Origin of the sequence: Nocardia wallacei (assembly GCF_029869545.1) — a bacterium.
GTDB classification, from domain to species: Bacteria; Actinomycetota; Actinomycetes; order Mycobacteriales; family Mycobacteriaceae; genus Nocardia; species Nocardia wallacei_A.
In genome coordinates, this window is sequence record NZ_JARWQD010000381.1 from 1 (window position 1) to 2,644 (window position 2,644).

General features: G+C 70.7%; 1 protein-coding gene. It reads right to left on the reverse strand.

Going from position 1 to position 2,644, the window contains the following annotated elements:
• Positions 1 to 47: 47 nt before the first annotated feature.
• Entirely contained in the window at positions 48 to 2,084 is a 2,037-nt protein-coding gene (locus QH290_RS35955) for an Hsp70 family protein (RefSeq protein WP_280387854.1), read from the reverse strand.
• Positions 2,085 to 2,644 lie beyond the last annotated feature (560 nt).

Genomic DNA, 2,644 nt, shown 5'->3' on the forward strand with positions numbered 1-2,644 from the left:
CCACACCCCCACCCACCCCACCCCCCTCCACAACCCGTCAACCCACACTAACCCCCACCACAAGACACTCCTCCCGACCCCCCAGCAACACCGGACACACCACCCGAACCCCCACCGCCACCGGACACGCCGCCCGAACCCCCACCACCACCGGACACGCCGCCCGAATTCCCACCGCCACCGGACATTCCGCCCGTGTCGCCACCACCACCGGACACGCCGCTCGAATTCGCGCCGCCACCGGGCATTCCGCCCGAGTTCATTCCCCCGCCCGCGAGGCCGCCGGAGTTCGGGGAGTCGCCCGATCCGGCGGAGCTTCCGCCGCTCCCCGGGGGCGAACTGCCGGGGCCTCGGGCTCCGGAGGACAGGCCCCCGGAGGGCGTCGGCCCGCTACCGGATCCGCCCGGCCCCGTCCCCTCACCTCGTGCGGGGTCGGTTGCGGAACCGGCGGATGGCAATCCGCCCCCGGTCCACCCACCGCCGGTCCCGGGACCCGGCAGTGTCCCGGCGACCGGCGCGGTCTTTCGGTCGTCCGATGTGCTTGCGCCGGTGGCGTTTCCGCCCGCGCGGCCGGTGCCCGACCGGGTGCCCGCGTCCGGCCGGGGGTTGGCCAGGGAGCTTCCCGCAGCGGGGCGGGAGTCGGATGGGGAGAGGCCGCCGAGCGAGATCGGACCCGGCATGGCACGGCTAGGCAGCGCCGCGGATCCGATGCGCGGCAGGCTGATCGAGGGAATCTTGCCGGTGGAGGTACCGGCCGGGGTGGCATTGCCCGTCATCCTCGCCGTCGAACCGAACGGCATCGGGTTGGTGAATCTGGCCGGATCGGCGTAGCCGGAGACCTGGCGGCTGATCGGATCACAATGCTCGCCCGGGCCGTACTCACGCACCGCCCGCTCCACATTCGCGGTGGCCGCGGCGACATCCGAGAACGACTGTGCCACAGCGCTATACGCGCGGGCCGGGGTGAACGACGACAGCAGCCCGTCGGCCCCCGCGGCCAGCCCGGGCACCGAGTCGAGACCCTCGAACACGCGCAGATCACGGAACTGATTGCGGGCGCCGCTGGCCGGACCGGCCAGGGCGGGCGCGAATTCCAGTGCCGGACCGTCGGTTCCGATCGGGCCGCTGCCGAACATGGTGGCCGCCGACATCGCCACCGCCGAAGCCACGGCGGCACTGGACAATACGGCCGCACCGCGCGCGTACCGCCCCAGATTCGACCCCGGGTCGGCCATCCGCGCCGCCGCGATGGCGGCACCGATCGCCACGGTGTGCGCCGGATCCTGGGACATCACCACCGGACGCCCGAGTTCGGCCAGGACCTGCGCCACCTCCTGCGGCCGCGCCGCACCGCCGACGAGCAGCACCCGATCGATATCGCGCATCGTGAGCCCGGCATGGTGCACGCACTTGCGAACCAGCCGAAGGGAATTGCGGACGGTCCACGTGCGTAATCGCGCGGTGTCCCCGGCCGGGACCACCTTCGACACCGGCGCGGGCGCACCGGGGCCGAGGGCCCGCGCGTACCGGGCCAGCACGGTGCCCAGCGGACGGCCGCCGTACCGATGCGAGCGCACCGCGCTGCCGAGCACACCGCGGTCGTCCCGGTCGCCCTCGGTGCGCACGATGGCGAGGTCGAGGCTGCTACCGCCCAGGTCGTACACCAGTGTCAGACCCGACTCCGAGACGCCGTGCTCGGCGTCGAGCCATTCCACCGCCGCCACGGGCTCCGGCATGAGCAGCGCGTCGCCCACACCGGCGCGGTCCAGCGCGAGGCGCAGCGGCACCAGCTGGCGATCGGTATAGCAGGCGGGATAGGTGACGACAGGGCCCGAGGCGGGCTCGTCGGTATCGATCAGACAGGCGGCCACCGCCGCGACCAGCTCGGGCGGTGTCCACGCCCGGCCGCCCACGATGACCGGCTCCGTATGCTGCGTGAGATCGGCGAAATCCGTGACGACAGGGGCGAATCGGGGCAGTCCGCCCATCCGGGCGCCGCCCGCGCTGTCGAAGGTGACGGCCGTGCGCCGCACCCGCACGGCGGGCCGATCTCGCTCACCGGCGGCCGCCCGGACGGAGTTCACTGTGCCGATGCTCAAGCCGAAGCCAACTGTCATTGCTATCCCGTCAACGCACCGAGACCACGGCCTCACGCAATCGAACCATGTGGTCGCGGTCGTTTACCAAACAGCGATGACAGGTTAGCTGGTGGATGTCGATCACGAATACCGAATGGGCGGAAAAGGTTTCATACCCACCGGTCTATACATCGAAAGTCCTGATAGACGGCCGATCAGGTCATGGTCGCGGGTTCAGATCCGTGTCGTAACGGCAAATAGCTACCGAAACTAGCTACTTCACAGTAACCATTTGGACATACCAACCGGTGCGCTGCAAACGTCGCGAGATATTCACCCAGAGACCGAATTTCGGCGGTGAAACACAGATGGCTCAAAGGTTGCTGCCCCATACGAAGACAAAAAGGCCCCGCCCCCCGCGGCGGGGGAATCACCCTCGCCGTCGCCGCCATCGGCGCGGTCTTGGCCTACGACAACCGAAATCCCCCCCCGCCGCCCCCCGCGCCGGGGCCACGCCAGCGCGCGTAACGCGCGAGACAGCCGCCGCCGGGTGTGGAAGGCTGGAC